Genomic DNA, 26625 nt, shown 5'->3' with positions numbered 1-26625 from the left:
CCCCGAGGGGCCGCCCGGCTCATTTGTATGCCCGGCGCTGGTTCGTGCGACGCGATGTCTTACAGGAAGGCCATCGGGTCGAACTCGTCGATGTCGATGATGTGGAGCCTGGGCAGTCGGACCTGGAAGGCGTGCACATCGTATTCGAGGTCGATGATCTCTAGGCCTCGCTCCTCGAGCTCGTGGAGCTGGGAGGAGAGAAACTCCTTGAAACACATGACCGCAACGCGACGCCCCTGGTCGAGGAGGGTCTCAATCTGAGGGAGGAAGTCCGCGTCATGGCTGGCCAGGATGACGTCGCCCGAGCCGAGATGTGCGATCGCATCCATCGTGCGCTGAAGACCGACATCGACAACCTTCATGTCGACGGGGCCCGACAGGGGGATGACCGAGTAGTCCATGGCTGTCAGGGCCTGAACGAAGCCCATCGGCAGGAAGCCGGACGAGCCGTTCAGGAAGAACAGACCCTTCGCCTTCTGGCCCCAGCGGCCGTGGGCGCACTCGAGTACGCGGTCCCAGCGGGGACGCTCCTCGGGGTTGGGACGACGATCAAGGACGGATAGGCCCAGGGTCGCATCAATATTCTCGCCATCTACGACGAGGTATGTCGTTTGTTTATTAGGGTTTTCCATGGGATTAGGGTATCCAATGATTGTCCGGACCTATGCGGCCTTGAGTCCTATGTAAGACCAGATAGGGCGAGGCCGGGACCGCTCAACACAGCCCCGGCCTCGTCAATCTCGAGGGGTGTCGATCACTTCACGTCGTCGTCAACCCAGTCGAGCGTACGCGTGACGGCCTTCTTCCACAGGCGGTAGGTGCGGTCGCGCTCTGCCGGCTCCATGGACGGGGACCAGCGCTTACCTTCCTGCCAGTTGGCCACGACGTCCTCGGTGCCCGACCAGAAGCCGACGGCCATGCCAGCGGCGTAGGCGGCACCCAGGGCGGTCGTCTCGATGACCTTCGGGCGAACAACGTCGACGCCGCACAGGTCGGCCTGGAACTGCATGACCAGGTCGTCGTGCGTCATGCCGCCGTCAACCTTGAGCTCTTTGAGCGGCACGCCGGAGTCCGCGTTCATCGCGTCGAGCACCTCGGCGCTCTGGAATGCGGTCGACTCCTCGACGGCGCGGGCGATGTGGCCCTTGTTGACGTAGCGGGTCAGGCCTACGATCGCACCGCGAGCATCCGAACGCCAGTAGGGGGCAAACAGGCCCGAGAACGCGGGAACGAAGTAAACGCCTCCGTTGTCCTCAACCGTGCTGGCCAGCTCTCCGATGTCCGAAGACTTGACGATCATGCCCAGGTTGTCGCGCAGCCACTGGACCAGCGAGCCTGCGACGGCGATCGAACCTTCGAGCGCGTAGACGGCCGGCTGGTCGCCAATCTTGTAGGCGACCGTGGTGAGCAGGCCGTTGTCCGAGAAAACGGGCTCGGTGCCGGTGTTCATGAGCATGAAGCAGCCGGTGCCGTAGGTGTTCTTCGCCATGCCCTTCTCGAAGCAGGCCTGGCCGAAGGTAGCCGCCTGCTGATCGCCGAGGATGCCGGAGATCGGAGTGTCGACGAGCAGACCGTTCTTGCGGCCGTAGCCGTAGATCTCGGAGGAAGACTTGATCGCGGGAAGCATCGACATCGGAACGCCGAAGATCTCGCAGACGTCCTCACGCCACTGGAGCGTGCGGATGTCCATGAGCATGGTGCGCGAGGCGTTGGTGACGTCGGTGCAGTGCACGCCACCGTTGACGCCGCCGGTCAGGTTCCACAGGACCCAGCAGTCGGTGTTGCCGAAGAGCAGGTCGCCGGCCTCGGCGCGCTCACGGGCACCCTCAACGTTGTCTAGGATCCACTTGATCTTGGAGCCGGAGAAGTAGGGGGACAGGCCCAGGCCGCAGATCTGGCGGAAGCGGTCCGGACCCTCGTCGCCCTCGAGCTCCTTGACGATGGGGGCGGTGCGCATGTCCTGCCAGACGATCGCGTTGTAGACCGGCTCGCCGGTGTTCTTGTCCCACACAACGGTGGTCTCACGCTGGTTGGTGATGCCGACGGCGGCGAGGTTGTGGCGGTTGATCTCCGCCTTCTGCAGGGCTTCAGCGACGACGGTGCGGGTCGTCTCCCAGATTTCGATGGGATTGTGCTCCACCCAGCCCGGGTTCGGGAAGATCTGGGTGAATTCCTTCTGTCCGACGGAGATGATCTCTCCGGCGTGGTTAAAGATGATCGCGCGGGTCGAGGTGGTGCCCTGGTCGATGGCGAGAACGTACTTTTCGGTGGTGGTCATGAGTGTCCTTTCGGGGGCGTTGTCACGTCGTTGTGTGCGCCGCGTCGATCCGCCTGCGCGGCGGGTGGGCTTTCGGACCCACAGATTGATGACCCCGGCGGTGGGGTATCACGCGGGCGAAGGCCGTCAAGGCCTCGCCCGCGCACTCACCCTCAGGCGAAGGCGAGGAAGTAGAGAACGGTGCCGATGATGGCACCGATGATCGGGCCGACGACCGGGACCCAGGAGTAACCCCAGTCGGAGCCACCCTTGCCCTTGATCGGCAGGATCGCGTGAGCGATACGGGGGCCGAGGTCACGGGCCGGGTTGATGGCGTATCCGGTGGGACCACCGAGCGAGTTACCGATGGCGACGATGATCAGGGCGACGCCGAGCGGGCCGACCGCGGTCTCGGTGTAGCCGGATACCCAGATCCACAGGATCAGGACGGCGGTGCCGATGGCCTCAGTGAAGCAGTTCCAACCGTAGGAGCGGATCTCGGGTCCGGTGGAGAACACGCCGAGCTTGAGGGCAGCGTCGCAGTCCTCGTCGAAGTGCTTCTTGAACGTCAGCCAGCACAGAATAGCGCCGACGAAGGCACCGAGGAACTGGGCGACGATGTACACGGCGACGTTCATCCCGGTGACGGGGATTGCGCCGGCGAGGGTCACCTCAGAGTCAAACATGTAACCGACGACCTTGGCGATCGTCACGGCGGGGTTCAGGTGGCCGCCGCTACGGAACGCGACGTAGACGCCTGCGAAGACTGCGAGGCCCCATCCCCAGTTGATAAGCAGCCAGCCGCCGCCCTTGCCCTTAGACTTAGGCAGCAGGTTCGTGGCAACGACGCCACCACCCAGGAGGAGCAGGACCGCAGTGCCGAGGAACTCAGACCAAAAAATCTGCGCTGTGGTCGGGGCAACCATATCAGCGGCTGCCGGGAGCAGTGTTGTGAACATGTTTCTCTATCTTTCTCCGACGCTCCTTCGCGTCGGTTCGCCGGTGCTCTGTCACCGATAACTGTGTACCGTCGAACAATATCCGCTCGAACATAGTTCGCGGGTCACATCACAGTATGACACCTGATGCACGTTAGCCCAAACTGAGTGCACATCCGTGCAGCCTTATCGGTGCGATGCTGACCATCTGCCGCGCTTTTGATTGTCAACACTTCGGACTCTTTAATTCCCAAAATCACACATCTGCACGCCTGTGCATGGCACACTAGAAAACGTGACAATACGTGACGAACAGGCGCACGAGGCCGCCTCGATGTACTACCTCCAGGGGCAGACGATGGAGACAATCGCCCGCCACCTGCAGATATCACGCTCCTCGGTCTCTCGGCTTCTCGCCCACGCGCGAGAGGTCGGCCTGGTACGCATCTCGGTCTCCGCTTCCCCCGGGCTGAAGGGGACGCTTGCGGGGCAAATCGCTGACCTGTTCGGAGTTCAGGTCTCCGTCGTCCCCGTCCACGACGTGCACACCGAGGTCAACCGCCTACACAACGTCGCCCTCGTCGCCGCAGAACATCTCGTCGATATGCTCTTCCCCGGTGTCACCCTCGGTATCGCCTGGGGAAACACGACCGCAGAGGTCACGCGAGCGATGCCGCACGTATCGTTCCCCGGCTCAGCCGTCGTCCAGCTCAACGGAGCGGCTACCGCCACCGAGTCCGGCATGCCCTATGCCGAGGCCATCATCGCCCGAGCAGCAAAATGCATCGGCGGACGCATCGTCAACTTCCCCGTGCCCGCCTTCTTCGACTACGCGGACACGAAGACGGCCCTGTGGCGCGAGCGCTCCGTCCGGTCCGTCCTGAGCACCATCGATAACGCCGACGTCGCACTCTTCGGCGTGGGTTCGATGTCCGCTCGACTCCCCTCCCACGTGTATTCCGGCGGCTTCCTCGACCCCAACGAGATTGCGGCCGCTCAAAACGACGGCGTCGTCGGCGACGTGTGTACGGTCCTCATCCGAGAGGACGGCTCCACCAACATGTCCCTCAACGAGCGCGCCTCCGGCCCGTGCCCGGCGACGCTTAAGAAGATCCCTCGACGCCTGTGCGTCGTTTCGGGCGCTTCCAAGGCCCTCCCGCTGCTGGGAGCCCTGCGCGCAGGGGTGGCCACCGACCTCGTTCTTGACGACGCTGCAGCCCATGAGCTCCTCGACCTCGTCCACACGCGCATGGCTGCCCGACGCTCCTATATCTGAGCACGAGGAACACCAACGCACGCGAAAGGCCCCGGCCTCGTCCATGAAGGGGACGAGGCCGGGGCGACTCAGCGCGCTGTTCAGCCCAGGCGCTTGACCAGCGGGAACGGAATCGTCTCGCGGATGCCCTGGCCGGTGAGAACCATGAGCAGGCGATCGATGCCCATGCCCATGCCGCCACACGGCGGGAAGCCCTGTTCCATGGCAATGAGGAAGTCCTCATCCATAACCATGGCCTCGGGGTCGCCGTTGGCGGCCGCCAGGGCCTGCGCCTCGAAGCGCTCTCGCTGAACGACCGGATCGGCCAGCTCGGAGTATGCGGTGCCAGTCTCGAAGCCACGCACGTATAGGTCCCATTTTTCGGTGAGGCCGGGGCGCGATCGGTGGTAGCGGGTCAGCGGAGAGGTATCCTCCGGGAAGTCGTAGACGAAGGTCGGTGCCCACAGCTTGGATGCCACAAGCTCCTCGAAGATATCCTCAACGATCTTGCCGGACACGGCGTAGTCATCGACCTCAAGGCCCACGCGCTCGGCGTACTTGACAAGGGTCTCGCGCGGCGTCTCCACCGTGATCTCCTCGCCCAGAGCATCGGAGGTTGAACCGTACAGGTCGATGCGATCCCACTGCCCCGACAGGTCGTACTCCGTGCCATCGGCCAGACGTACGATCTCCTCCCCCTCAGACAGGTCGAAAGCGTCACGAGCTGCCTGCTGGATGAGGTCGCGCGTCAGGAGCGCCATGCCGTTGTAATCCGAGTAGGCCTCGTAGGCCTCCAGGGAGGTGAACTCGGGGCTGTGCGAGGAGTCCATGCCCTCGTTACGGAAGTTGCGGTTCATCTCGAAGACGCGGTCCACGCCGCCGACAACAGCGCGCTTGAGGTAGATCTCCGTCGCGATGCGCAGGTAGAGCTCGGTGTCGAGAGCGTTCATGTGCGTCGTGAAGGGGCGGGCCGATGCCCCGCCGTGAATCACCTGCAGCATCGGCGTCTCAAGCTCGATGTAGTCGCGGCGGAAGAAGTTCTCGCGAATCGAGCGGTTAACGGCCGCGCGGATGCGGACCATGTCGCGCGCAGCGGGGCGCGTGATGAGGTCGAGCTCGCGGCGGCGGATGCGCTGATCCTCGGACAGCGTAATGTCTTCGCCGTCCTCGGTGGTCCAGGTCTTAGGCAGGGGGCGAATCGCCTTGGAGGCGATGGCCCACGAAGCGTCGGGGGCGGGCAGCGCGGTGGGGGCAGCGTCATACTCAGCCTGCGCCTCGGGGGTAACCTCGGCAGGAGCCGCGAAGATCGACAGCTCGCCGCGGCGCGAGGAAATCACACGGCCGTGGACGAAGAGGTGATCGCCCAGGTCGACGTCGTTCTTATAGGCAGCCAGGGACTCCGCGCCGACCGAGGCGGCGGAGAGCATGACCTGAATCTTGTTACCTTCGCCGTCCATGAGCGTCGCGAAGCACAGCTTGCCGCCATTGCGCGCGAGGATGACGCGGCCCGCCAGGCCTACGTAATCCTCGGTCTCTTCGCCGGCCTCGAGGTGAGCGTACTTCTCGCGCACCTGCTTGATGGTTGTCGTGATCGGCAGGCGCACGGGATAGGCAGGAATGCCAGCCTCCATGAGGCGTGCGCGCTTAGCCGCGCGTACCTTGACCTGCTCGGGGGTGTCGTCTGCGGGAGCTTGCGTGGGCGTGGAGGAAGAATCGGTCATGCGCCTATCGTAGCGGGATTTGGCCGCGCAACGAGAAAGGGGCCCGGTTGGGCTCCTCACGCACCCGGCAGGTCGGCCGCGTAGGGAGCTGACGAGGACCCGCCGATCCCCTGCGTGGAGTGGGCGGCGGCCGCACAGGCGAGGGCGAGCGCCTCGGCCCACGGCATGCGGCGGGCTCGGCGCGCCCAGGCCAGAGCCGCCGAAAAAACATCCCCCGCACCCGTCGTATCCACCGCCGTCACCGCGGGCGCCGGCACACGCAGGATCTGCCCGTCAACGCACGCAACCGCGCCGTTCTTGCCGCATGTGACCACACAGTCGCAGCCGAACGACGCGAACCAACGCGCAGCGTCCCCCACGCTCTCGGTGCGCGCGTAGGCGAGCGCCTCCTCCTCGTTGGGCGTGCACACATCAGCTACGCGCAAGGCCTCCAGGTCGGCCGGATCCCAGGCCCCGGCCTCGTCCCATGCCGTGTCCGCCAGCACCCACGTCCCGCGCTCGCGCCAGGAGGACACGACCTCACTGTTCGCGCTGATTCCCCGAACGTCCGCGAGCAGGCACGCCGGCGCGCCGCCTCCCAAGAGGGGCAACGCAGTGGTCCCGCGCGTGGTCATCGCGCGATCGCCGTCGAAGGAGAGGGAGACAGTCACGTTTTGATCGCCCACGCGCTCACACGAGGACGTGTCCACGCCCTCGCGCACGAGCATCTCGTCCACAAACTGACCCATCTGATCGACGCCCACGCGAGCATGCAGGCGCACGGGTGCGCCTAGGCGAGCCAGCGCAATCGCCTGATTGGCCGCGCCACCCGCGCACATGAGCGCTCCCTCCACCCAGGCCTCGCGGCCGGGAACCGGAGGACCATCGAGGGGGCCCATGACCACGTCAAGGAAGGTCGGACCGTACACCGCGAACTGAGATGCGGCGGGTACTCGAGATGCCACAGGTCCTCCTAGACGTGAGCGCGACTACAATATGTCAGTGAGCCACCACTATACGTATCCAGAGAGGATGCCCGCCATGCAGCTCACCATCGTCGGAGGAGGGGGCTTCCGGGTCCCTGCAATGATCGACGTCTTGGCCCGTTCACGCTCGGGTCGCGGCGACTACGCTTCCCTCGACGTCGACCGCGTCATCCTGTTTGACACCGACGTACGCAGGCTCGACGCGATGATGGCCGTGCTGTCCTCGTTGGACTTCCCACACTCCCCGACCGTGCGCGGAACGACGAACATCAGCGAGGCGCTTCCCGGAGCCGACTTCGTGTTCTCCGCGATGCGCGTGGGCGGGACCTGCGGACGGGTCCTCGACGAACACTGCGGCCTCGACCATGGGCTGCTCGGTCAGGAGACAGTTGGCGTGGGCGGTTACTGCTACGCGTTCCGTTCGCTCGGGCCGGCACTCGAGCTGGCCCGCGCCGCAGCCCGCCTGTGCCCGAACACATGGCTCATCAACTTCACGAATCCGGCCGGGATCATCACCCAGGCGATGCGTTCCGTACTCGGCGAGCGCGTCATTGGCATCTGCGACACCCCCATCGGGCTCGTCAACCGCACGCTGAACGCCCTGAACATTCCCGAGGAGGAGCGCGCCGACGTGTCCTTCGACTACGTGGGCCTCAACCACCTCGGCTGGCTGCGCTCGCTGTCGGTCGGCGGCCACGACATCCTCCCGCGACTCTTCGCCGACGAGGCGGCCCTGGGATCCATGGAAGAATCCCGCGCCATCGGCACGGACTGGATTCGCGCGCTGGGTGCCCTCCCCAACGAATACCTCTTCTACTACTACTGTCATCGCGAAGCCATGGCCCGCATCCACCAGGATCAAACCCGCGGCGAGTACCTGCGCGATCAGCAGGAAGCCTTCTACAACGCCGTCCTCTCCCACCACGAGCAGGCGGGACGGACGTGGATCGATGCGTTCGCCGACCGGGAGGCAACCTACATGGCCGAGGCCCGCGACGTCGACAAACGCTCCGGCAGGCGCGCCGAAGACATCGCGGGCGGCGGCTACCAAAAGGTGGCTCTCGACCTCATGAACGCGCTCGCTACGAACACTCCGGCGCGCATGATCCTTAACGTCGGTAACAGCGACGGCGGATTCTCCTCGATTCCGACGCTGCTCGACACGGACGTCATCGAGGTTCCCTGCGATGTCGACGCCTCCGGCGTGCATCCAATTCCGGTTGCGCCCTTGAGCGGCGCGGCCCTCGGCCTCGTCCAATCCGTGAAGGCCTGCGAGAATCTCGTCATCGACGCCGCCCGCGAGCGCGATCGCACTCTCGCGTGGCAGGCGCTGGCGCTGCACCCTCTCGTCGACTCGGTCAACGTCGCGCGCGACGTGCTCGACCAGGCAATTCGCACAAATCCGCTGGTCGCCGCCGCCTTCGACTGAGGAACGCCCATCCCGCGCTGCGCACTGTGCGCCGTCCTCAACGCGCACCCATCGACGCGCTGTGCCCCGGTCTCATACAGACGAGGCGGGGGTACAGTCTGGGGAACGAGCCGACTACCGGGCCCTCACCCGCGCGTGTCCCAGCGGAAGAATTCTTCTCCTCCCACGTAGCCGTGGGGGTGCCCCGCGTCGCGGGTGCCCTGTCGGATCCAGGACTCCATTCGATCGAGGTCGTCGAATTGGGTGACGTGCTCACGCACCGCCCTTACCTTGGACTCGACGTCCGAGCGGTCCAGCTCGACGACGTGGTTTGTCGACGGGCCACCTTGGAACCACACCTCCTCGACGACGTGGGCTTCCAGGCCCTCGTCGAGCAGCTCTGGGAAGGCGAAAGGGTTGCGCGCGGCCGGGTAGACGGCGTCCGTGACTGCGGCGCCCACGGCCCGGTGGTCGGGGTGATTGGCGTAGATGGACGACCAGTTGTATTCGGGCGACAGCGTGAGGATCAGGTTCGGCTTCACGCGTCGAATGAGGGCGACAATATCGCGTACGAGGCCGTGGGAGGGTGTCACCATACCGTCGGGGTAGCCGTCGAAGAAGACGAGCTCCGTAACGCCCAGCTGCTCGCACGCGCGGCGCTGTTCATTACGACGCAACTCCCCCATCCGCTGATCCAGATCCTGGTCAGAGCCACCCGCATCACCGTCCGTAACGACGGCGACAACAACTCTCGCCCCTTCGCGCGCGAAGCGGGCGAGAGTCCCGCCCGCGTCCACGTCCGCATCATCGGGGTGGGCGTAAATTCCGAGCACGGTATCCATTCGTATCCTCCCTACCGAGGCGCCGGCGAGAACATGTCCCGCCGGCGCCTGTCCCACGTCTTCGACGACTATTGATCGATCGCTGCGTTGGCAGCGTCCTGGGCAGCCTGGACGCCCTCATGCACGCCGGTGCGTCCCAGGAAGACCTCCTTGAGCACCCCGTTGTACGCATCCATTGCCGCGCCCAGCTTCGCGCCGAAGGGTGCCATGATCGTGCCCGAGGGGGTCTTCGCCATGACCGAGGTATCGACGCCCTTGTCCGACCAGTACGCGGTCCACGTCGCCTGGGCATTCTCATTCGCGGGGAAGCCGGCACCGGTCTTACCCAGTGCGGCACCGCCGTCCTTGCCAGCCAGCCATGCCAGTAGCTTGTGCTGAGCCTCGGGGTTCGCGCTCGCCGTCGAACCGGCCGCGACGACGGAGTTACCGACCGTCACGGCACCTGCGGGACCCTTCGGCTGGGGAGCCAGGCCCCACTCGAAGGACGCGCCCTCGGACACGTTCGCCAGGTTGTAGGCACCGGACTGGAACAGAGCGATCTTGCCCTGCAGGAACTGGTCACGGCTGAAGTCGCCGTTGTCGTTCGTATCGGCCGCCGAGGGGGCAACGTGCTCCTTGTTGATGAGGTCCACCAGGTAGCCGACCGCGGCGTCACCCTCGGGGCTCGCGAACGTAAAGTGCCCACTCTCGTCCTGCAGTGTGGCACCGGCCGAGCCCAGGTACGGAATGAGCATCGCCTGGCCATCCAGCGCGGCGTTGTATCCGTACTGGACGATGTGGTCCGCGTCGAAGGCGGGGTCAGCCGCGTTGCGGCCCGACGAGTCCAGCGTCAGCTTGCGAGTGATCTCCCGCAGAGAGTCGGTGGAGGCGCTCGGGTTCCACGACAGGTTCTGCAGGTCCTCAATGCTCACGCCGGCCGCATCCAGGAGTGATTTGTTGTAGTACACCGCGATCGACGGATCGGTGAGGACCGGGACGCCGTAGAGCTTTCCGTCAACCGTGTACTGATCGATGGCGCCCTGGAGCCAGCCGTCGCGCTCGGAGGTGGGGAATTCCTCGTCGATGTTGACGATCTTGCCGCCCCGGGCGTACTCGGTGTAGTTGTTCGTGTTGGACCAGAAGACGTCCGGTCCGGTGCCCGCGGCGAGCTCAGAACGCAGGCCCGTGAAGTAGTCCGACCACGGGACGACCTCGACGTTGACCGTGATCCCCGTTTCCTCGGTGAAAGCGGGGAGCGCCGCCTCGTACGCCTGGGCAGCCTGATCATCCCACAGACGCAGGGTCAGGGACGTACCCGCCTCGCTCGACGCGCTGCGACCCTGCGAGCAGGCGGCCATCAGCATCGACGCGGCACCAATCAGAGCGGTGGCGGTAATAAAACGCCTATTCATGAAGACCTCCAGTTGTGATGGGTTGTGTTGTTACTTGATGCCCGTCAGGGCAATCGATTCAACGATGTGTCGTTGAAAGACGATGAACAGAGCGATCAGGGGCACGAGCGCGATCGTTGTCGCCGCCATGACGTACGTCCAATTAGCGTTGTACTGGCTCTGGAGCGCGGCCGTCGCAACCGTGAGGACGCGTGGCCTGGTCGCGGCAATGATCCGTGGCCACATGAATGAGTTCCACTGGCTCACAACCGTGATGAGCACGAGCGTCGAAATGATCGGCTTCGACACGGGAACGACGATGGAGAAGAGGATGCGTATCTGCCCGGCGCCGTCCATGGTCGCCGCATCGATGATTTCCTGGGGGATCTGACGGAACGACTGACGCAGCAGGAATACCGCATAGGGCGAGGCGAACACGAACGGCAGGACGATGCCCCAGAAGGTGTTGTTGAGCCCCATCCTCGCCATCATGAGGTACAGCGGGATGACGAGGACCGACGCCGGAATCATCATGGTGCCCAGGAAGAGCCAGAAGATGACCTCGCGTCCCGGGAACTCGATACGCGCAAACGCGTAGGCGGCCAGCACGGAGGACACCAGCTGCCCGACGACCATCACCACGACCATGAGAAGCGTCGTGATGATCGCGTCGCCGAAGTTGACTCGTCCCGTCAGGATCGCCTGGAATGAGGTCAGGGAGGGCGGCGAGGGCAACGCGAAGGGTGAGTGCGAGGCGAAGTCCTGCGGCGACTTGAAGGCCGTGACGAAGCTGAAGAGCAGCGGGATGACCATGACGAAGGCGGCCAGCGACAGCCCCGCGTAGATCCCCAGGGTCGACCACCAGGGCCGACGCGAGTATGACTTAGACGAGCTCATACGTGGTCCTCTTCCGGAAGTACAGGTTCTGGGCCAGCGTCAGGCACATAAGGAGCAGCATCATCACGCACGCCATGACTGCGGCGCGGCCGACGTTTCCGGTCTCGAAGGCCTCCTTGTAGATCAGGTAGGCGAGGACCTCGGTGGAGCCGGACGGCCCGCCCTTGGTCAGGGCGTAGATCTGATCGAAAACGTTGAAGACCGAGATCACGGAGGTGACCGAGACAAAGAAGAAGGTCGGGCGCAGGAGGGGCATCTTGATGTACCAGAACGCCTGCGAGGAGGAGGCGCCATCCACGGTCGCGGCCTCGGTGAGCTCACGCGGGATCCCGAGCAATCCGGCGATAAAGAAGAGCGCCGTGTACCCCACGTTCGACCAGACGACGACAAAAGCCGCCGCGGGCAGCGCCCAGGTGGGCGACACGAGAATCTCTAGTCGGGTGCCCGCAAGCGCTGAGAGGAGGCCGCCGGTGGGGGCGAAGATCCACGACCACACGACGCCGAGGGCCAGCGGAGGCGCGATCCACGGGATGACGATGAGCGTGCGATAGACGACGGTTCCTCGCACGCCCTTCGTCAGCAGGTTCGCGAGGAGTAGGCCCAGGATGATCTGAATGGGGACCACGAGGAGGACGAAGAGAATCGTCGTGCGTAGGGACGATAGGAAGGCCGGGTCGCTCAGCACGCTCGTGACGTTGGCCAAGCCCACGTATCGCGTGTCCCCGATCAGGTCCCACCGGTACAGGCTCACCCACATGATGACGCCAATGGGCACAACCATGAAGAGAAGAACACCGATCAGGGCGGGCGACAGGAACGCATATCCGGCGAGTGCGTGGCGCGTCCGAGACGCTCGCTTGCTCATGCCCCACCATCCTTTCGTACGGTTCTTCGAGGATAGGTGTGACGGGCGCATCAGCGCCGGGCGTAGACAAGGCATGGACAATTGTGAACAGCGCTTGTCATCAAACGAGCAAAGCTGCACACAACGAAGCGAAAACAAGGGAGCGCCCACTCAAGCGAGTGGACGCTCCTTCCGGCATATCAATCAGACGCCCGAGCTCTTGAGTCCCAGCTGCCGGGCACGCGCGGAATCCTCGGGAACGGTCCCCGCATGGTCACCGGCGCTCACGATCTTGTTGGCCTCGTCGACGAAGACGACGGCGGGCTTGACCTGACGCACGAGGGATTCGGGCACCTGGGCGTATGCCATGATGATGACGAGATCGCCGACGGTCACCTTGTGGGCGGCCGCGCCGTTGAGCTGAATGGTGCCGCTGCCGCGCTCGCCCGCAATCGTGTAGGTCGAGAGGCGCTCGCCGTTGTTGACGTCGACGATGTCGACCTTCTGGCCGGGTACGATGTTTGCGGCGTCCAGCAGGTCCTCGTCCACCGTGATCGAGCCGACGTAGTGCAGGTCTGCACCGGTGACGACGGCGCGATGGATCTTGCCGATGGCCATCTCGCGGGTCATCTCCATCATGCGAGGCCCCCCGCTTGTTCGGCAACGAGGCCGACGGGACCGGTGGCGTCGCGCAACAGCACCTCCATGTTGTCGATGAGACGGGTCGTGCCCACCGTGGCGGCAATCAGGATGCGCCCCTCGCGCGATCCGTCGGGCAGGATCGTGGGTGCGGCAGCGCCCTCACCCACGGGCACGGACTCGGTGCCCGCAAGGATCTCGAAGGTTCCGGCGTCCACGAGCGCAATATAGTCCAGGTCGATGCCGCCCTCGGCATCGATGACCGAGCGGCACTGCGAGATGATGTCCTTGGGCTCCGCCCCGGCCTCGGCGACCTCGACCCCGCGGCGAAGCGTGCGCACCAGGGTGCGGGCGCGGATGCGCTCGTCGTCGCTCAAGTACTGGTTGCGACTGGACAGGGCGACACCGTCCTGGGCACGCACGATCGCCACCGGGTGGACGCGCACGGGGATGTCCAGCTGCGAGAAGACGGTGCGCAGGACGGCCAGCTGCTGAGCATCCTTCTGCCCGTACAGGGCCACGTCGGGACGCACGAGGTTGACGACCTTCGAGCACACGAGTGCGACGCCCGCGAAGTGAGTGGGGCGCGTCTTGCCCTCGAGGACGCGCGCGATGGGGCCCGGGTCGATCGTCACGGTCGCGGGCGTGGGGTACACGTCCTGGGGTGCAGGCGCCCACACGAGGTCCGCTCCCACCGTCTCGAGAGCGTCCATGTCTGCGTCCAGGGTGCGAGGGTAGGCGTCGAAGTCCTCGCCGGGCGCGAATTGCGTCGGATTAACAAAAATCGTCACGATCACATGATCGGCCAGTTCGCGGGCTTCGCGCACGAGCTGCAAGTGCCCGGAATGGAGGGCACCCATGGTCATCACGAGGGCCTTCGTGCCGGGCAGGCGCGACAGCGCATCAGCCAGCTCGGCACGCGTGTGGGTCAGGACAGGACGATGGGTCATAGTTCTATTCTTGCAAATGTTGACCCGCCGTTGCGAAATAGAGTCGCTATCCTCACGCCCATCTCAGCGACAGGGCGTGGGCACACTCACGCGGGATTACTTCCGGAGGGAATGGGTGGAAAGAGGCCCGAGCATCAGGTGCCCGGCTCAAGGAGAGCGGCCTCGACGCAGGTGGCAGACCGTTCATCGAGGAGACGCGCGTCGCGCAGCAGGCGAATGAGGGCACGGGTCATATCCTCATAGGTGTCGCGTTCCCCCGCGAGTTCCTCGCGCGAGGCGAGGCAGCGCGCGTGCGCGGCGATCGTTCCGGCGTCCCCGCGGGCGGCGGGCCCGGAGATTCCCGAAACCCCCTCGGTGAGGGCACGGTCGAGGGCGGCCTCGAGGAGGGGGCGCACGTAGAGGGCGGGGTTCTCAATGCCGGCCTCGGCCAAGATGCGCGTCGTCTGCACGGCAATGCCGGCGATGAAGTTCGCACCGTGCGCAAGGCCTGCGTGGTAGAGGGGTCGGTCCTCCTCGGCGACGACGACCGGCTCGCCACCCATTTCGACGACGAGCGCCTGGGCGATCGGCAGGAAGGGGGCCGCAGCCGTCACCGCGAAAGGTGTCCCCACCAGACGCGCCACGTCGACGCTGGTCCCCGTAAAGGTCATCGCAGGGTGGATCGCCAGCGGGATCGCCCCAGCGCCCGCGGCTGCGCCGAGCAGCCCGACGCCGGATGCCCCCGACAGGTGAATGACGATATGCCCGCTCTGCCAGGCGCCCAGGTCTGCCAGGCCGCTCACGAGAGGGCCAATCTGGTCGTCAGGAACGGCCACGACGACCACCTCGGAGCGTCGCACGACCTCCTCGGGCGTGGCGATCGGCACACCGGGCAGCATCGCGTCGGCGCGCTCGCGCGAAGTATCCGACGAGGCCGAGACGGCCACGATCTGATGCCCGACCGCGCGCAGAGCGGAGCCGATGACGGGGCCGACATGGCCCATGCCGATGATGCCGATTCCGAGGCGTCCGGGGGTAGTCATGGCTCCATTGTCGCCGATCACCGGACTACTTGTCGCCCTCCACCCGCTGCGAGGTCGCATCGACGATCTCGGTGACGCGGGAGAGCCAGCGCTCGGGCGCCTCGGCCTCGCGACGGATCTTCGAGGCCTCGGAGAGTCGCGCCCACAGCTCCACGGAACGACCCGCCTCGACGTGCTCGGCCATGGAGGCCACCGGGCCGGGGACCAGCGCAGCGCGCACGGAGGCGACGCGACGCCAGCGCTGAATGGGTCCCTGGTGCAGCGACACCGACTGGATGCGCGTCAGCGGGATGATCGAGAAGCGCAGGTTAAAGAATCCGTCGCGGATCGCGAACACGGCGTCGGTCAGGCCGAAGGCGCGGCGGCTGTACACCACCGGGTCCAGAATCCTGGCGCTGGGCGGGATGGGGGTCATCCAGCGGTCCTCACGCGTGCCCGCATGGAGGGACTCGAGGAAGCCGTCGGGATCGTCGACCCCCAGGTCTGGGATCGCCATCGCGATCGCCTGGATGACCTCCGTGCGGCTACCGACGGGCAGCAGCACATCGGAGGCCACGTCGACCTGCATACCCTTATTCTTCTCGTCCTTCGTGTGCACCGCGTTGCCGGCCTGCGTGATCTCCACGCGATACCAGCCGAACAGTCGCCAGACCAGCGGCTGGGTGACCTCGATAGCGTGAATGCGCCCCGGAGGGATCGTCACATGGCGGCGTGCCGTCAGGCCTCGACTAATTCGCACACCGTCAGCCCCGATAGCCGCACTGAAGCCAAACTCTCGATCAAACCGGGCCCAGACGCCCGCCAGGAGGCTGAACGCACCCGCCAGGATGCCCAGAAAACTCATGATTGACGTCACCCCAACGACGCGCACGAGGAAGCCGTTCAAGCCCAGCAGGAAGACGCCGAAGAATAGGGCGATCGAATTATCGACGGTCGCCAGCATGGATGCAAGCAGCTTGACGAAGCCGACCTTGAAAACGGGGCGCGCGGGCGCCTCGAGCGGGGAAGCATCCGTGCGGGTCCCCAGCGTCGCGGCCACGGAATCAGCGGAAGGATCCACGACCTCGTCGATCGCGCCCGACGCGAGCGCGAGAAGGAGGGCGCGCAGCTCCTCAAGGCGACGAGAATTGAGCAAACCGAGCTTGATGCTCGAATCCCCACCACCCGCGACCTCAATGTCCAGATAGCCCAGACCCAGGATGCGCCCCACGAGCGAGTAAGACACGTTAATCGTCTGGATGCGAGTGAGGCGCGCGTGACGCTGAGTGCGCTTGAGGATACCTGCACGATACCAAACCGCCGTGTTACTCACCGCGTAGCGGGTCTTCGTCCACGACAGGTAGCAGTACGCACCCGCGATGGCGAGAAGAAGGCCCGCAATCATCAGAAGACCGAGGAAGACGCCGGTGGTTGCGAGCCACGCGGGCGTCTCACCGTTGAGCATGCGTTCAATCGCGGACGCATTACTCAGGGACACAAGGCCGACAAAACCCGTGACGCTTCCCGCCACGCGGGGAACGTAGGTGAGCGGGTGAAGCGGCTTCCAGTCCTCGGGGGCGATGCCGTCAGAGGAGAGGTCCGCGCTCATAGGCCCATCAGCTCCGCCGAACCGCGCTCAGCCAGGACGTCACGCAGACGCGCCGCATCCGCGACGGGCACGCCGCTGAGCGTCGCGTCGGTCTTCGCGCTCGCGGTCGAGAGCTTGATCGTGGAGATGCCAAGCAGGCGCAGCACGGGACCCTGGTAGATGTCGACGTACTGGATGCGGCCGTATGGCACCAGGGTCAGCGAGCGATTCAAGACGCCGCGGCGGATGACGAAGTCCGTGTCGGCCAGGGCGTAGCGCAGGGCGCGCACCTGGGCGGGCACGAGCCACAGGCACAACAGTGCGATGGCGGCGGGCGCGACCATCAGCCACCACAGCGCCGGGATGTCGACAACGAGGACGAGGCCGGAGATCGCGCCGCACAGGGCACCGCAGGCCGCGAGGGCATTACCGAGGCGCAGGGTCGCGAGTTTGGGGGACACGTGCTGGAATTCGACGCCGTCGGGAGACATGACGTCCGCTGAGTTCTGGGATGACATGCTTCAATTCTTGCATATCTTTTCCGCGCCTTTTCTTGTCTTGTGCCCATTCGCAACCAAGCAAGGTGACGAAGCAAACACCGATCACATCTTCATATTCATCAAGCTCACAGGAAACATTCAGCCACTCGGGTGACACTAGTCGTATGAACACCCCGGGAACTGAAGCAAAACTCCTCGTCGTCGACGACGAACCCAACATCCGCGACCTCCTTGCCTCCTCCCTCCGCTTCGCCGGCTTCGACGTCGTCACCGCCGAAGACGGCAGCGGCGCATTTCACGAAGCCCAGGCCTCGCGACCCGACCTCATCGTCCTCGACGTAATGCTCCCCGACATGGACGGCTTCACCGTCACGAGGCGACTGCGCGACGCAGGCATCACGACCCCAGTCCTCTTCCTCACCGCGCGCGACGACATGCGCGACAAGATCCAAGGCCTGACCGTCGGCGGCGACGACTACGTCACCAAGCCCTTCGGCCTCGAAGAAGTCGTCGCCCGCATCCGCGCCATCCTGCGCCGCACCATGGGCGCCGAGGAGGATGACGCCTTCCTGCGCGTCGGCGACCTCGTCATCGACGAGGACGCCCACGAAGTCACCCGCGCCGGAGTTCCCATCGACCTGTCCCCCACCGAGTTCAAGCTCCTGCGCTACCTCGTCATCAACGCCGGGCGCGTCGTCTCCAAGATGCAGATCCTCGACCACGTCTGGGAATACGACTGGGACGGCGAGGTCGCCATCGTCGAGTCCTACATCTCCTACCTGCGCCGCAAACTCGCCGTCGAGGGTGCCTCCGGAGAGCTCATCCACACCAAGCGCGGCGTCGGCTACATTCTGCGCGCTGAGGACTGACGTGCGCCCCGGCCTGGCACAACGCATTGAGGCATGGTGGGACTCTAAGCCACTGTCCTCACAGCTCGTCACGCTCATTACCCTCCTGCTGGCGATCGGACTGTCGCTTTCCGGAACGGTCATGATCGGCCTACTGCAGCGCCACCTCACCTCGCAGATTGACGACCAGCTCGTCGCCACCGCGCACACGCTCCAGATCTCCGCATCCGCAGCCACCTTCGCCGCCGACGGACAGGGTGGCATCCCCACCCTGTACTACATCCATATCCACAACGCCGACGGAACCGACCGCTACTTCTACTCCGAAGACACCCTCAAGGCCTCGGGCAAACCCAACCTGCCCGACCTCGTGGACACCTCCTCGGCTCCCGTCTCCTCGTTCCGCACTCTGCCCGTCACGGTCTCATCCTCAAAGACCGGATTCGGATGGCGCGCGCTCGTCGTGCCCGTCTACGAGCAGGAAGCCGGCGATTTCTCCGGGTACATGACGATCGCCCTACCGCTATCGGACCTGCAGCACACACTGCGGACCACCGCCTCGTACTTCACCGTTGCGGGCATGATCATCGTCATCATCGGCGGATGGGCCGGACGCATCCTCGTGCGGCGCGCCCTCCTACCCCTGCGCTCCATCGAGTCCACCGCAGGCAAGATCGCCGCGGGCGACCTCACCAAGCGCGTCACCCCTCACCCGGTCACCACCGAGGTCGGCTCCCTCGCCCTTTCGCTCAACACCATGCTCACCCAGGTCGAACAATCCTTCGACGCGCGCCAAGCCTCGGAGCAGAAGATCAAGCGCTTCGTCTCCGATGCCTCCCATGAACTGCGCACCCCCCTCGCCGCCATCTCAGGTTACTGCGAGCTCTACGCCATGGGCGGCGTGCCCACCGAACGCACCGACGAAGTCATGGGCCGCATCGCCTCCGAATCATCGCGCATGGCCACCCTCGTCGAAGACCTCCTCACCCTCGCGCGCCTCGACGAGGGCCGCCCCCTGGAGATCACGGACATCGACCTCGTCAAACTCGCCGATAACGCGGTCTTCGACCTGCAGGCCCTCGACCCCACGCGCACGGTCGGACTCACCGGCCTCAGCGGACGCACTCCCCCAATGACCCTCATCGTCCCCGCGGACCGCGACCGCATCTCGCAGGTCTTCACGAACCTCATCGGCAACATCGTGCGTTACACCCCCGAAGGCTCCCCCGTTGAAATCGCCCTCGGACGCAGCGCAGACACAGCCATCGTCGAGCTGCGCGACCACGGACCCGGCATCGACGAAACCGATCGCGGACGGGTCTTCGAACGCTTCTACCGGGCCGACACCTCACGCAATCGAAAATCCGGAGGATCCGGCCTCGGCCTCGCGATCGTCTCGGGCATCCTCGCAGCTCACAAGGGCAACGCATCGCTCAGCAAGACGAAAGGCGGCGGCCTGACCGTCCGCATCGAGCTCCCCACGACGTGAAGGACATAACGACCATACTCACATTCTCGACTTTTCCGTTCAGATTTCAGCATTTTACGCGTGACAGTTCACGCGGAACGCTAGGGACTTTCCCCGATTTTTTATCAACGAACGTGACCATCGCTCAAAACAGCACTAGCATGGCTCGGGTATTCATCAGCAAGGAGAGTGGCCCATGGGTGCTCAAGCACCTCAGTGGCTGCTGACGTCTTTCGTTGACGCCATGCAGCAAATCGGCGCAACCGCGACCCCCTCAGAGCTCAAAACTGAGAGCATTGACCTCGCGGAACGCTGGAGCGCGCCCGAACGCCAGATGCACAACGTGCGTCGGCTCATGAACACGCTCACCCACATCGATGAAATCTCGTCATCCGCGCACGACCCCGACATCCTGCGTGTCGCCGCGTGGTACCACGGAGCCTTTCTCAACAAGGCCCTCGAGATCAAGCTCGGCGGATTCCAGGCGAACTTCGCATCCACCCGCTGCATCGACCACGCGCACAACCGCCTCACCAACCTCGGCGTGCCCGAGGATGTCGTCGCCCGCATCGATGAGCTCATCGCCTTCCTGACGCGCCACCGCGCGCCGCGCAGCGACTTCGACGCGCAGGTCCTCGTCGACGCCGACTTGGCGGGCTTGGCCTGCAGCCCGCAGGACTACAAGAAGCTGCGGACTTCTTTGCGCGCGGAGCTCAGCGAGCTCGACGACCTGCAGTTCGTCAGGGCGCGTATCGCGCTCATTAAGAAGCTCCTGAGCTACGAGACCATCTACCAGTCCCCCCTCGGTTCCGCATGGGAGGACACCGCCCGCGCGAACCTCGAAGTTGAGCTCACCCGTCTCGAGCGCGAAAAGGCCAAGCTGTGCGAGGCCAACCAGGCCGAGGATGCCGATGACCCCGAGGACACGGACGACACTGAAGAAGTCGTGGAGGACTCCACGACGACGACCGGCACACTGATCATCAAGCGTCGATCGATCAAGAAGTGCGTTCCCGTCACCTCCGTGGAGGACGAGGCCACGTCGACCGGAGTCCTGCCCCGCAAGATCGAGGAAGACACCGATTCCGACGAGGACGAGGAGGCCACATCCTCCCTCGAGTCCGCCGTGGAGTCCCTGGATCTTCCCGCCGCCGACTGACGAGGTCAGCGCCTTCAACTCGCTGTAACGCCGCCGGTTTTCCGGCGGCGTTACACTATGTGCGGCCCGCCCACGAGTTCGCCACACACGAGCCTAAGGCTCGGGGTGGTCGTCTGGTAGCCCGTTGCGCCCCTGCCGCCTCCCACAGGCACCGCAGCCACCCTGAGCGAGTTCACGGGCTCGACGGTCGCCTCCAATAGGGCGGAAACACGGCGATGGCATGTATCCACAGGCATCGTATTCAGTCGGCGCTTATCCACAGGGGCACGTTTCCTCGTCGATATGCTGACGGTGGCAGCGTAGCGTGGTGAGCGACGGACCTACCCGGGGTCCCACGAAGGAGTGACACCATGACCGCATACGCTGTTGACGCCGAACAGATTTCCGCAGCCGCAGCCCAGGCCTGCGCAACCGCGTCCACGATCCGAACAGAAGTCGACACAATGATGGCCCAACTCTTGGCCCTCCAAGACTCCTGGACGGGCGGCGCGCAGGTCAACTTCCAGGCCACCATCACCCAGTGGCAAGGTATTCAGGCGCAGACACACGATGCCCTCGACTCTATCTCCACGCAGATGCAGGCAGCCGCCGCAACCTACTCGGATGCGGAGACACACTCCGCTTCCTTGTTTGCGGGCGTCTAACCACAGCCTCGGGGACGCAGCCAAGAAAGAAATCCCGGCCTCGTCGCCGTCGATTCTCCCTACGAATGTGCCTGGGGGCGGGACCCGCGAAGGTCCCGCCCCCAGGCAGATCAGCTTAACGCTGAGCGGCTCAGTACATGCCACCCATGCCTGCGCCAGCGTCGTCGCCACCGGCGGCCGGAGCCTCGGGCTTGTCGGCGACGACGGCCTCGGTCGTCAGGAACATGCCCGCGATCGACGCAGCGTTCTGTAGAGCGGAACGAGTGACCTTGACCGGATCGGAGATGCCTGCGGACATGAGGTCGGTGTACTCGCCGGTCGCGGCGTTCAGGCCGTGGCCAGGCTCCATGCTCGCAACGCGGTCGGCAACCACGCCGCCCTCGACACCCGCGTTCTCAGCGATCTGCTTGAGCGGGGCGGAGATGGCCAGGCGCACGATGTTCACGCCGGTGGCCTCGTCGCCGGTGAGGGCGTCGAGCTTGGGCAGCGCCACGGTGGCAGCCTGGATCAGGGCGACGCCGCCGCCGGCAACCAGGCCCTCTTCCGAGGCCGCGCGAGCGTTACGAACGGCGTCCTCGATGCGGTGCTTGCGCTCCTTGAGCTCGACCTCGGTGGCCGCGCCGGACTTGATGACGGCGACGCCGCCAGCCAGCTTGGCGAGGCGCTCCTGCAGCTTCTCGCGGTCGTAGTCGGAGTCGGTATTCTCGATCTCCTGGCGGATCTGGCGCACGCGGGCATCCAGCATGTCCTTGTCGCCAGCGCCCTCGACGATGGTGGTCTCATCCTTGGAGACGACGATCTTGCGGGCGCGGCCCAGCAGCTCGAGGTCAGCGTTCTCCAGGGAGAGGCCGACGGTCTCGGAGATAACCTGGCCGCCCGTCAGGATAGCCATATCCTGCAGCATCGCCTTGCGGCGCTCGCCGAAGCCGGGTGCCTTGACGGCGACGGACTTGAAGGTGCCGCGGATCTTGTTGACGACCAGCGTGGCGAGGGCTTCACCCTCGACGTCCTCGGCGATAATCGCGAGGGGCTTGCCGGTCTGCATGACCTTCTCCAGGACGGGGACGATGTCCTTGACGTTGGAGATCTTGGAGTCCATGAGGAGGACGTAGGCGTCCTCGATGACGGCTTCCTGGCGCTCCTGGTCGGTCACGAAGTAGGCCGACAGGTACCCCTTGTCGAAGCGCATACCCTCGGTGGTCTCCAGGGTGGTGTCGAAGGAGTTGGTCTCCTCGACGGTGACGACGCCCTCGGCACCGACCTTGTCGAAGGCCTCGGCGATGAGCTTGCCGATGGCGGGGTCGTTAGCGGAGATGGAGGCCGTGGCAGCGATCTGCTCGGTCGTCTCAACGGGCTTGGCGTCGGCGTGCAGCTGGGCGACGATGGCCTCGACGGCCTGGTCGATGCCGCGCTTGAGGGCAATCGGGTTGGAGCCGGCGGCAACGTTACGCAGACCCTCGTGGACCAGCGCCTGAGCCAGAACGGTCGCGGTCGTGGTGCCGTCACCCGCGACATCGTCGGTCTTCTTGGCAACTTCCTTGACCAGTTCGGCACCGATACGCTCGAACGGATCGTCGAGGTCGATTTCCTTAGCGACGGACACGCCGTCCTTGGTGATCGTGGGGGCGCCCCACTTCTTGTCGAGCACGACGTTGCGGCCCTTGGGGCCAAGCGTCACCTTGACGGTGTCGGCCAGCAGGTTGAGGCCGTTCTCCATGCCACGACGGGCATCCTCATCAAACTTGATGATCTTAGTCATTGGAAATGTATCCTTCCGCGATGCGGATCGGGTTCGATGCCCGCGACGGACGGCCGCGCTTTTGAGGCGACCTCATCGAACCGGTGGTCTTATCACTCTCCGTGTCGGAGTGCTAACTAAGATTTTGGCACTCACCACTACAGAGTGCAAGGCGAGGTCACAAGGCTTGAGTGCGCTGCGCTCAGGGCGTAACCCGCAGGGACGAGGCCGGGGTGAGTAGCTCAACACCCCCGATCAGCCGGTTGCAACGCTGCGGAGGCGCGTTCCCGGCATCGTGTTGAGACAACGCGTCTGAGATGGACGAGAAATCTCCTCCGGGAATCCGATCAATCCTGGCAACGACACACGATACACACCCCCCTTGGCATCACCATGAAACCGCGGACACCATTGTCAGAGCCGTTCAACGGGAACATGAAACCTCTGCCGCCACTGTCGATCTAAAACAAGCAAAAAACGACTGTTTGCCGCTAGCAGAGGTGCCACCGGTTACATCGGGCGTCGAGTCATCCCTCACAGAGGCGGCACCAGTTTCATACAAGAGCGCGGCTGCCGTGACCCGATCGGCGGGTTCCAGGAAACAGGGGCTCCACCGGTTTCACACAGGCGTGCCGCGGGCACAATCAGTACCCGGCCCAACAAGGCAGACCAAGCGGCACCGGACCACCGGCGGAAGCGCGAACAACAGAGTCGCCCGACCCCTGGGGGCCGCGCGACTCAGAAGATTAGCGAAGGAAACTTAGCGCAGGATGACGACAATATCGGGATCACCGAGACCGCTTTCCTGGCGCACACTCGAAATGCCGAGCTTAGAAGCGATGTCCTTTGCTGTGCCTTCCATGCGGGGATCTTCGTAAAAGACAGTGGAGGTCTGAGTAGTCCACCCGTCCGCATTTGCGGCGCTGGTTCCGGCGTAGCCTGCCTGGTTCAGGATCTGAGCCTGCTGGCCGGCATATCCCTGCGTTCCGGTGCCGTTGAGGACCTGGATGACGGCTCCATAGTCGGGTTCAGCGGAGGCTGACGGGGAAGAAGAACTCGGGGAAGGAGTGGGCTCGGCGGGAGCGGTGGCATCGGCCGTCGGCTCGGCAGTGGGGCTCGCAGAGGAGCTGGGGGCAGCGGACACGCCGGTCGGCGGGGCGGCAGGCGTCGTGGTCTGCTGGCGCGACAGGGCGGTCGCCGCTGCCCATCCGAGGGCGGGAACGATCACGAGGATGGCCAGGAAGGGCCACACGTTCTTCCACTTGGAGGGCTTGGGGCGGTGCATGCCGACGGGCATATCCTCGCCGGCGCGGTCAAATTCATCCCTGGGGTACTGAGAACTCACCCGTTCAGACTATCGGAAAAGAGTGAGCGGGGCGCGGGTGGCGCGCGGATAACGTGGCGTGGCCTGTGCGGCATTAGGCTGGTGCTATGAGTGATTACAATCCCCGTCCGTTGGCCGACTTGATTGATCCGGGTTGGGCTCGGGCACTCGCCCCAGTCGAGGAGCGTGTCCACGAGTTGGGCGCGATGCTGGCCGCTGAGGTCGAGGAAGGCCGCGGCTACCTACCTGCGGGCACGGATGTTCTACGCGCCTTCACATACCCCTTTGACAAGGTCAAGGTTCTGATCGTTGGGCAGGATCCGTATCCGACGCCGGGGCACGCCATGGGGCTGTCTTTTTCAGTGCATCCGGGTGTGGCGTTGCCAAAGTCGCTCATCAATATCTTCCGCGAACTGAGCGAGGACATCGGCATTCCCTCTCCGACATCTGGCGACCTGACACCGTGGTGTGAGCAGGGCGTATGCCTGCTTAACCGCGTGTTGACGGTGCGTCCGGGAGCACCCGCTTCTCACCGTGGCCGCGGCTGGGAGGAGGTCACACAGTGTGCGATTGACGCGCTGGTGTCTCGTACGGCACCGGATGGCTCACGAGCGCCGCTTGTTGCAATCCTGTGGGGGAAGGACGCCCAGTCGCTCACGCCACGCCTCGCAGATACTCCAATCATCGCGTCCACCCACCCGTCGCCGCTATCCGCGTATCGGGGCTTTTTCGGGTCGAAGCCGTTTTCGCGCGCTAATCAACTTCTCGAAGCGCAGGGCACATCGGGGGTGGATTGGTCGCTGGGCGGCTCTCATTAACGAGGCCGGGGCGCCTCACCCCTTCGGGTGACGGGGGGTGCGGCTACGGCGCCGCGGTGAGAGACTCCGTGGAGCCGGCTATCGGACTCGAACCGATGACCTGCTGTTTACAAGACAGCTGCTCTACCAACTGAGCTAAGCCGGCGGCGGACACTAGTGTGCCACAGGTGGGGGCTCGCGCGCGCGGGCGGGCCGAAATGCCCGCGCAGGGCACGGAGGAATGTCGGCATCGCGTCTGGAGGGGTAGGGTCACGCGCCTCTCGGGCCATCCGATTCCTCACAGGCCAGTGCCGCCGGCGAACGGCCCCCGGTCGACGCCGCGCTTCACTGACTCAGCCACCGGCCCCGTGCGCGCACCGGATCAGGGTGAACCAGCTCGCGACACCGTGGTTCCCCACAATGCCGTTCGGCTACCTAGTGCGCGCACCTGAAAGCCCTCCAGACAGTAGATGTGAGGGGTGGGACCGCTTGGCGGTCCCACCCCTGCGTGATCAACGGCTCAGTTGGAGCTGTTGGTCGTCCCGGCGCTCTGGGCCTCGTCGGCACCGCTCTGCGAGGGCTCGGTGGCCTCGGGAGCCGGGGTCTGTGAGGTGCCCTGGCTCGCGGAATCGGTGATGCCGTATTCCTGCGCGATGGTCTCGCGCAGCGCGGGCAGCTGGGTTCCGAGCGGGATAACAGTGGAGCGGTCCTTGATGAGCTCGGGAGTTCCGAGGCCGTCGCCACGACCGTTGAAACCGGCGTTCTGCCAGGCGGTGGTCGATGCCTTGAGGTAGTCCTCGACGGCGTTGACCGGGAAGGTCTCGATAACGTCGGAGGGGACGCCAACCTCGGCTGCAATCACCTTGACTTGCTTCCAGGAGGCGTCGAGGTTCTGAACGACGGTGCCGTTGGATGCCTGGAACTGGGTACGGAAGTATGCCAGCAGAGCGTGGTGGAAGTCCACCCACTTGTCGGGCGCCTTCTGCGCGACGACCAGCGAGGCACTCGTCGCGGGCTTCAGGTAGTCCATGTTGACGGTGATGACCGGCTGAATCTCCAGGTTGTAGTGGCCTTCGGCAGCCCAGGTCGTGAGATCCTCGCCCAGGTATGCGTCGAGGTCGGCGCACGCATGGCACGAGTAGTCGAAGTACTCCGTGAGGGTGGGCAGCTTCGGGTCCGCCTCGGCGACAACGCCGTTGGCGTTGACGATGATCGGGCGGCCGTCGGCGTAAGCACCGAGGACCTCGGAGGCGTCGACGTTGCGCGCGGCGTTGACCTGAGCCTGCTGGTTCCAGATGACTCCACCGACGGCTGCAACGACGCCCAGGACGATCGCAGCGACGGCGGAAATGACGATGATGCGGGTGCGGCGGTCGGCACGCTCCTGCGCCTGACGCATCTGCGCGGCTTTGGCGCGCACAGGGTCGACGCTCGGCTTCTTCTTCTGAGCCATGAACTCACTCTCCGAAAAA

Annotated in this window: 24 protein-coding genes and 1 tRNA gene; 7 read left to right on the top strand and 18 right to left on the bottom strand. The window is 64.8% G+C overall.

Annotated elements, in window-relative coordinates; all coding sequences use genetic code 11:
* Nucleotides 1-59 precede the first annotated feature (59 nt).
* The 3 genes from RDV55_RS06535 to RDV55_RS06525 all read right to left on the bottom strand — a co-directional run bounded on the left by RDV55_RS06535 (nucleotide 60) and on the right by RDV55_RS06525 (nucleotide 3216).
* The gene (locus RDV55_RS06535; protein ID WP_111823898.1) at nucleotides 60-632 is read right to left on the bottom strand and encodes a PIN domain-containing protein; all 573 of its coding nucleotides are present in this window, start codon (nucleotides 630-632) and stop codon (nucleotides 60-62) included.
* 122 nt (nucleotides 633-754) lie between these two features.
* The gene (glpK, locus tag RDV55_RS06530; protein WP_111823899.1) at nucleotides 755-2278 is read right to left on the bottom strand and encodes a glycerol kinase GlpK; all 1524 of its coding nucleotides are present in this window, start codon (nucleotides 2276-2278) and stop codon (nucleotides 755-757) included.
* A 152-nt stretch (nucleotides 2279-2430) separates the two neighbouring features.
* On the bottom strand, nucleotides 2431-3216 hold the full coding sequence (locus tag RDV55_RS06525; RefSeq protein ID WP_111823900.1) for an MIP/aquaporin family protein: 786 nt from the start codon (nucleotides 3214-3216) through the stop codon (nucleotides 2431-2433).
* Nucleotides 3217-3529: 313 nt separating this feature from the next.
* Here RDV55_RS06525 and RDV55_RS06520 point away from each other — a divergent pair, with 313 nt between their 5' ends.
* Nucleotides 3530-4471 (top strand): sugar-binding transcriptional regulator, encoded by a 942-nt coding sequence (locus RDV55_RS06520; RefSeq protein WP_111823924.1) that lies wholly within the window; start codon nucleotides 3530-3532, stop codon nucleotides 4469-4471.
* Between the two features lie 80 nt (nucleotides 4472-4551).
* Here the strand turns inward: RDV55_RS06520 and RDV55_RS06515 are convergent, their stop codons facing one another.
* Complete coding sequence (locus tag RDV55_RS06515) at nucleotides 4552-6171, bottom strand: lysine--tRNA ligase (protein ID WP_111823901.1); 1620 nt, start codon at nucleotides 6169-6171, stop codon at nucleotides 4552-4554.
* A gap of 56 nt (nucleotides 6172-6227) precedes the next feature.
* Nucleotides 6228-7115, bottom strand: coding sequence for a carbohydrate kinase family protein (locus tag RDV55_RS06510; RefSeq protein WP_111823902.1), 888 nt, complete (start codon nucleotides 7113-7115; stop codon nucleotides 6228-6230).
* 37 nt (nucleotides 7116-7152) lie between these two features.
* Between RDV55_RS06510 and RDV55_RS06505 the strand changes: the two genes are divergently transcribed.
* The gene (locus RDV55_RS06505; RefSeq protein WP_444860796.1) at nucleotides 7153-8565 is read left to right on the top strand and encodes a 6-phospho-beta-glucosidase; all 1413 of its coding nucleotides are present in this window, start codon (nucleotides 7153-7155) and stop codon (nucleotides 8563-8565) included.
* Between the two features lie 125 nt (nucleotides 8566-8690).
* Here RDV55_RS06505 and RDV55_RS06500 read toward each other — a convergent pair whose 3' ends face one another.
* The 9 genes from RDV55_RS06500 to RDV55_RS06460 form a co-directional block, all read right to left on the bottom strand.
* The gene (locus RDV55_RS06500; RefSeq protein ID WP_111823904.1) at nucleotides 8691-9386 is read right to left on the bottom strand and encodes a PIG-L deacetylase family protein; all 696 of its coding nucleotides are present in this window, start codon (nucleotides 9384-9386) and stop codon (nucleotides 8691-8693) included.
* Nucleotides 9387-9454: 68 nt separating this feature from the next.
* Nucleotides 9455-10777: an ABC transporter substrate-binding protein gene (locus RDV55_RS06495; RefSeq protein WP_111823905.1), complete on the bottom strand. Its 1323-nt coding sequence runs from the start codon at nucleotides 10775-10777 to the stop codon at nucleotides 9455-9457.
* Nucleotides 10778-10807: 30 nt separating this feature from the next.
* Nucleotides 10808-11653 (bottom strand): carbohydrate ABC transporter permease, encoded by an 846-nt coding sequence (locus RDV55_RS06490; protein WP_111823906.1) that lies wholly within the window; start codon nucleotides 11651-11653, stop codon nucleotides 10808-10810.
* Nucleotides 11640-12518 (bottom strand): carbohydrate ABC transporter permease, encoded by an 879-nt coding sequence (locus RDV55_RS06485; RefSeq protein ID WP_111823907.1) that lies wholly within the window; start codon nucleotides 12516-12518, stop codon nucleotides 11640-11642. The genes RDV55_RS06490 and RDV55_RS06485 overlap by 14 nt, the downstream gene beginning before the upstream one ends.
* A 183-nt stretch (nucleotides 12519-12701) precedes the next feature.
* A complete protein-coding gene (panD, locus tag RDV55_RS06480) occupies nucleotides 12702-13136 on the bottom strand; it encodes an aspartate 1-decarboxylase (RefSeq protein WP_111823908.1) in 435 nt (144 codons plus the stop codon).
* Complete coding sequence (gene panC / locus RDV55_RS06475) at nucleotides 13133-14086, bottom strand: pantoate--beta-alanine ligase (protein ID WP_111823909.1); 954 nt, start codon at nucleotides 14084-14086, stop codon at nucleotides 13133-13135. Before panC ends, panD begins: the two co-directional genes overlap by 4 nt.
* 134 nt (nucleotides 14087-14220) lie before the next feature.
* Nucleotides 14221-15108, bottom strand: coding sequence for a Rossmann-like and DUF2520 domain-containing protein (locus RDV55_RS06470; protein WP_111823910.1), 888 nt, complete (start codon nucleotides 15106-15108; stop codon nucleotides 14221-14223).
* Nucleotides 15109-15133: 25 nt separating this feature from the next.
* On the bottom strand, nucleotides 15134-16696 hold the full coding sequence (locus RDV55_RS06465) for a PH domain-containing protein (RefSeq protein WP_309187870.1): 1563 nt from the start codon (nucleotides 16694-16696) through the stop codon (nucleotides 15134-15136).
* The gene (locus RDV55_RS06460) at nucleotides 16693-17193 is read right to left on the bottom strand and encodes a PH domain-containing protein (protein WP_111824472.1); all 501 of its coding nucleotides are present in this window, start codon (nucleotides 17191-17193) and stop codon (nucleotides 16693-16695) included. The genes RDV55_RS06465 and RDV55_RS06460 overlap by 4 nt, the downstream gene beginning before the upstream one ends.
* Nucleotides 17194-17339: 146 nt before the next feature.
* On the opposite strand from RDV55_RS06460, the gene RDV55_RS06455 reads away from it, so the two are divergent.
* The 4 genes from RDV55_RS06455 (at nucleotide 17340) to RDV55_RS06440 (ending at nucleotide 21294) form a co-directional block, all read left to right on the top strand.
* The gene (locus RDV55_RS06455; protein ID WP_111824471.1) at nucleotides 17340-18044 is read left to right on the top strand and encodes a response regulator transcription factor; all 705 of its coding nucleotides are present in this window, start codon (nucleotides 17340-17342) and stop codon (nucleotides 18042-18044) included.
* Nucleotide 18045: 1 nt separating this feature from the next.
* Entirely contained in the window at nucleotides 18046-19512 is a 1467-nt protein-coding gene (locus RDV55_RS06450) for a sensor histidine kinase (protein WP_111824470.1), read from the top strand.
* Between the two features lie 175 nt (nucleotides 19513-19687).
* Nucleotides 19688-20650 carry an HD domain-containing protein gene (locus RDV55_RS06445; RefSeq protein ID WP_111824469.1) on the top strand — a complete coding sequence of 321 codons (963 nt, stop codon included), beginning with the start codon at nucleotides 19688-19690 and terminating at the stop codon, nucleotides 20648-20650.
* A gap of 350 nt (nucleotides 20651-21000) precedes the next feature.
* On the top strand, nucleotides 21001-21294 hold the full coding sequence (locus RDV55_RS06440) for a WXG100 family type VII secretion target (RefSeq protein ID WP_111824468.1): 294 nt from the start codon (nucleotides 21001-21003) through the stop codon (nucleotides 21292-21294).
* A gap of 130 nt (nucleotides 21295-21424) precedes the next feature.
* On the opposite strand, the gene groL is transcribed toward RDV55_RS06440, so the two are convergent.
* Both groL and RDV55_RS06430 read right to left on the bottom strand, forming a co-directional pair.
* Nucleotides 21425-23053 carry a chaperonin GroEL gene (gene groL / locus RDV55_RS06435; protein ID WP_111824467.1) on the bottom strand — a complete coding sequence of 543 codons (1629 nt, stop codon included), beginning with the start codon at nucleotides 23051-23053 and terminating at the stop codon, nucleotides 21425-21427.
* A 739-nt stretch (nucleotides 23054-23792) separates the two neighbouring features.
* Entirely contained in the window at nucleotides 23793-24329 is a 537-nt protein-coding gene (locus RDV55_RS06430) for a LytR C-terminal domain-containing protein (protein ID WP_111824466.1), read from the bottom strand.
* 134 nt (nucleotides 24330-24463) lie between these two features.
* Between RDV55_RS06430 and RDV55_RS06425 the strand changes: the two genes are divergently transcribed.
* Complete coding sequence (locus RDV55_RS06425; protein WP_111824465.1) at nucleotides 24464-25174, top strand: uracil-DNA glycosylase; 711 nt, start codon at nucleotides 24464-24466, stop codon at nucleotides 25172-25174.
* Nucleotides 25175-25243: 69 nt separating this feature from the next.
* Here the strand turns inward: RDV55_RS06425 and RDV55_RS06420 are convergent.
* Nucleotides 25244-25319, bottom strand: a tRNA-Thr gene (locus RDV55_RS06420).
* A 354-nt stretch (nucleotides 25320-25673) separates the two neighbouring features.
* Nucleotides 25674-26606 (bottom strand): DsbA family protein, encoded by a 933-nt coding sequence (locus RDV55_RS06415; RefSeq protein WP_111824464.1) that lies wholly within the window; start codon nucleotides 26604-26606, stop codon nucleotides 25674-25676.
* Between the last annotated feature and the right edge of the window lie 19 nt (nucleotides 26607-26625).

This window comes from Schaalia odontolytica (assembly GCF_031191545.1).
GTDB classification, from domain to species: Bacteria; Actinomycetota; Actinomycetes; order Actinomycetales; family Actinomycetaceae; genus Pauljensenia; species Pauljensenia odontolytica.
This window is presented reverse-complemented; position numbering and strand designations above follow the sequence as displayed.

Bases quoted from the DNA above. Each gene is read 5' to 3' on its own strand.
- RDV55_RS06535 (WP_111823898.1), bottom strand. From the start codon at position 632: ATGGAAAACCCTAATAAACAAACGACATACCTCGTCGTAGATGGCGAG.
- glpK (WP_111823899.1), bottom strand. From the start codon at position 2,278: ATGACCACCACCGAAAAGTACGTTCTCGCCATCGACCAGGGCACCACC.
- RDV55_RS06525 (WP_111823900.1), bottom strand. From the start codon at position 3,216: ATGTTCACAACACTGCTCCCGGCAGCCGCTGATATGGTTGCCCCGACC.
- RDV55_RS06520 (WP_111823924.1), top strand. From the start codon at position 3,530: ATGTACTACCTCCAGGGGCAGACGATGGAGACAATCGCCCGCCACCTG.
- RDV55_RS06515 (WP_111823901.1), bottom strand. From the start codon at position 6,171: ATGACCGATTCTTCCTCCACGCCCACGCAAGCTCCCGCAGACGACACC.
- RDV55_RS06500 (WP_111823904.1), bottom strand. From the start codon at position 9,386: ATGGATACCGTGCTCGGAATTTACGCCCACCCCGATGATGCGGACGTG.
- RDV55_RS06495 (WP_111823905.1), bottom strand. From the start codon at position 10,777: ATGAATAGGCGTTTTATTACCGCCACCGCTCTGATTGGTGCCGCGTCG.
- RDV55_RS06490 (WP_111823906.1), bottom strand. From the start codon at position 11,653: ATGAGCTCGTCTAAGTCATACTCGCGTCGGCCCTGGTGGTCGACCCTG.
- RDV55_RS06485 (WP_111823907.1), bottom strand. From the start codon at position 12,518: ATGAGCAAGCGAGCGTCTCGGACGCGCCACGCACTCGCCGGATATGCG.
- panD (WP_111823908.1), bottom strand. From the start codon at position 13,136: ATGATGGAGATGACCCGCGAGATGGCCATCGGCAAGATCCATCGCGCC.
- panC (WP_111823909.1), bottom strand. From the start codon at position 14,086: ATGACCCATCGTCCTGTCCTGACCCACACGCGTGCCGAGCTGGCTGAT.
- RDV55_RS06470 (WP_111823910.1), bottom strand. From the start codon at position 15,108: ATGACTACCCCCGGACGCCTCGGAATCGGCATCATCGGCATGGGCCAT.
- RDV55_RS06465 (WP_309187870.1), bottom strand. From the start codon at position 16,696: ATGAGCGCGGACCTCTCCTCTGACGGCATCGCCCCCGAGGACTGGAAG.
- RDV55_RS06460 (WP_111824472.1), bottom strand. From the start codon at position 17,193: ATGTCATCCCAGAACTCAGCGGACGTCATGTCTCCCGACGGCGTCGAA.
- RDV55_RS06455 (WP_111824471.1), top strand. From the start codon at position 17,340: ATGAACACCCCGGGAACTGAAGCAAAACTCCTCGTCGTCGACGACGAA.
- RDV55_RS06445 (WP_111824469.1), top strand. From the start codon at position 19,688: ATGGGTGCTCAAGCACCTCAGTGGCTGCTGACGTCTTTCGTTGACGCC.
- RDV55_RS06440 (WP_111824468.1), top strand. From the start codon at position 21,001: ATGACCGCATACGCTGTTGACGCCGAACAGATTTCCGCAGCCGCAGCC.
- groL (WP_111824467.1), bottom strand. From the start codon at position 23,053: ATGACTAAGATCATCAAGTTTGATGAGGATGCCCGTCGTGGCATGGAG.
- RDV55_RS06430 (WP_111824466.1), bottom strand. From the start codon at position 24,329: ATGCCCGTCGGCATGCACCGCCCCAAGCCCTCCAAGTGGAAGAACGTG.
- RDV55_RS06425 (WP_111824465.1), top strand. From the start codon at position 24,464: ATGAGTGATTACAATCCCCGTCCGTTGGCCGACTTGATTGATCCGGGT.
- RDV55_RS06415 (WP_111824464.1), bottom strand. From the start codon at position 26,606: ATGGCTCAGAAGAAGAAGCCGAGCGTCGACCCTGTGCGCGCCAAAGCC.